The organism is Gluconacetobacter sp. (assembly GCF_047721585.1).
Taxonomy (GTDB): Bacteria; Pseudomonadota; Alphaproteobacteria; order Acetobacterales; family Acetobacteraceae; genus Gluconacetobacter; species Gluconacetobacter dulcium.
This window is the reverse complement of record NZ_JBDNXE010000239.1, coordinates 1-2556: the sequence shown is the minus strand read 5'-3', so window position 1 is coordinate 2556 and position 2556 is coordinate 1. Positions and strand designations below refer to the sequence as shown.

3 protein-coding genes and 1 pseudogene are annotated in these 2556 nt (G+C 64.9%); 2 read left to right on the top strand and 2 right to left on the bottom strand.

Annotation, left to right across the window (positions count from 1 at the left end; translation table 11 throughout):
* Nucleotides 1-107 (top strand): annotated as a pseudogene (locus tag ABF821_RS20760) (succinate dehydrogenase iron-sulfur subunit); the annotation flags it as partial.
* A gap of 106 nt (nucleotides 108-213) precedes the next feature.
* Nucleotides 214-876 carry a protein tyrosine phosphatase gene (locus ABF821_RS20755; protein ID WP_415531442.1) on the top strand — a complete coding sequence of 221 codons (663 nt, stop codon included), beginning with the start codon at nucleotides 214-216 and terminating at the stop codon, nucleotides 874-876.
* Between the two features lie 57 nt (nucleotides 877-933).
* Here ABF821_RS20755 and ABF821_RS20750 read toward each other — a convergent pair whose 3' ends face one another.
* Nucleotides 934-1491, bottom strand: a complete 558-nt coding sequence (locus ABF821_RS20750) for a helix-turn-helix domain-containing protein (protein ID WP_182973108.1) — start codon at nucleotides 1489-1491, stop codon at nucleotides 934-936.
* A 168-nt stretch (nucleotides 1492-1659) separates the two neighbouring features.
* A partial coding sequence (gene lnt / locus ABF821_RS20745) for an apolipoprotein N-acyltransferase (RefSeq protein ID WP_415531441.1) occupies nucleotides 1660-2556 on the bottom strand: 897 nt, incomplete at its 5' end.

Genomic DNA, 2556 nt, shown 5'->3' with positions numbered 1-2556 from the left:
ATGCCTGCCGCACGATCATGAACTGCACCCAGACCTGCCCCAAGGGCCTGAACCCGGCGAAGGCCATCGCCCGGATCAAGGAACTGCAACTGGAACGCAAGGTCTGATCCCGATCTCCCATCCCGTGTAACGGGAAGAGATTGACGGAGGGGGCGCCGGATGACACACATCCGGCGCCCTTTCTTTTTAGTCCGGTCAAGGAAGCCGCCCGCCGTGTTCGAAGGTTCTCTGGCCGCGCCCGGCGGCAGAAGGCGGGCATGGATCGACAGCCTGTTCGTCGATCATGCCATCTTCCGCATCCCCTGGACCAACCTCGCCGCCGTCATCCCCGGCAAGGTCTATCGCTGCAACCACCCCACCCCGGCCCGGCTGGCGGCGGCCAAGCGCCGCCATCACCTGCGCACGCTGGTCAATCTGCGCGGCCACCGCAAATGCGGGTCCGACGCCCTGTCGCGCGAGGCCGCGTCCCGGCTGGGGCTGGCCCATCTGGACATGGCCTTCGAAAGTCGGGGCGCCCCGCACCGGGAACGCATCCTGCGCTTCGCCGCGATGTACCAGACAATCGCATTCCCGATGCTGATGCACTGCAAATCCGGCGCCGACCGGGCGGGCCTCGCCTCGGGGCTGGTCATCCTGTTCGAAGGCGGCACCTCGGCCCAGGCGCTGCGCCAGCTTTCATGGCGGTTCGGCCATTTCAACCGCTCGCGCACCGGTATTCTCGATGCCTTCTTCCTGCGCTACCAGCAGCAGGCCGAAGGCCGCATCCCGTTTCTGGACTGGGTGCGTGATGAATATGACGAGACGCAATTGCGCCGGGATTTCGTCGCCGGGCGGCTGGCGTCCTTCGTCAATGACCGGGTTCTTCGGCGCGAGTAGGAAAGGCGAGGGCGCCGCCCTCGACCCGCAAGGGGCCAGTCGGCCCCTTGACCCCGCTTATTCAGGCGGAATCATCATCCGGATCAGGTCCAGCACCCGTCGGCGGATCGCGGCGTCCTCGATGCGATAATAGGTGCGCACGAGTTCGATCGTCTCGCGACGCGCCAGCAGGGTCACTTCACTGGTCGATGCCAGCGCACCATCGGGCGTGCCGCCAAAAGCCTCCTGGGCCTGGGCAAAGCCGTATGACATTTCGAGGCCGGGTCTGCCAGCCGTCTGGCCGGACGAACGGCGACCACGGTCCAGCCCATCGAAAAAGAAGCTGACCGGCACATCCAGCACGTCCGACAATTCATACAGCCGCGATGCGCTGACCCGATTGGTCCCGCGCTCATATTTCTGGACTTGCTGAAACGTCAGACCCAGCGCCTCGCCAAGACGTTCCTGCGACATGCCCAGCAATGTCCGGCGTAACCGGATACGACCGCCGACATGGACATCCACAGGCTTGGGACCACTAAGCTTGTCGGTCAACGGTTCTTCTTGTCCCTGAGCATTAGCGGGGTCCAATATGCGACGGGCAGGATAATGCGACATTAACGTTTGATTTACCATCGTCCTGACAGTCCGCTAACTGACAATTTGACAATCAATTTGTAAGATATCGCGTCGGTGCGCGCATGATCGGCCCGGCAGTGACGGGCAGCCGACTATACGCAAGACGTATAAATGTTACCAAAAATGACCGTATATAGCCACGCCGTCACCCGAGGCAGCGCTCGGCTACGGGCGGCGGATCGCCATGCGTCTGCCAATCCCCGGCAGCCATTTTCCCAATGCGGGCAACAGCGTCATCATCGCCAGCAGGATCGGAATCCAACGTCCCCACCGGCCAAACACTGTCACGGGCAATGCCCCCCCCAGGGAAACGGCCAGCACCCCCTGCCGGTTCCAGCCCAGCCGCGCCAGTTCATGGCCATGGGCGTCGAACACGGCGGAAATGCCGGTGTTGGCGGCCCGCGCCACCGGCAACCCTTCCTCGACCGCGCGCATCCGCACCGCCGCCAGATGCTGGCGCGGCCCGGCGCTGTCGCCATACCAGGCATCGTTGGTCACATTGACCAGCCAGTCCGGACGATCCTTCGCGTCCACGACCTGACCGGAGAAGATCACCTCATAGCAGATCAGCGGCCCGACCGGCGCCACATCCGGCAGATGCCAGGTCTGGACGCCGTTCCCCGCCGCCATGCCCTCGCCGGGCACGACGTGGAACGGCAGGAAACGCGGCTGATATTCGCCGAACGGCACCAGATGCGATTTGTCGTAGAGATCGGCCACCCGCCCGTCAGGCCCGGTCACCGCCATCACGCTATTGCGCCAGCGCCCCTCGGAATCGCTGCGGATCGTGCCGATCACCCCCGCCGCCGCCCCCGCGCCGGCCCGCGCGATCATCCGCCGCGCGATATCGTCTTCCGCCAGCAGGCCGGGAAAGGCCGTCTCGGGCCAGACATACACCAACGGCCGTCCGCCGGCCTCCGGCAGCGCGTCGGCAATGCCGGAGCGCGTCAGGGCCAGATAGCGGCGAAAGATCGCGACATTGTCGCGGCCGCCAATCTTCTCGGTTTCCGGCACATTGCCCTGAACCAGCAGCACCATCGGGTTCCGACCGGCAGGCAGCGG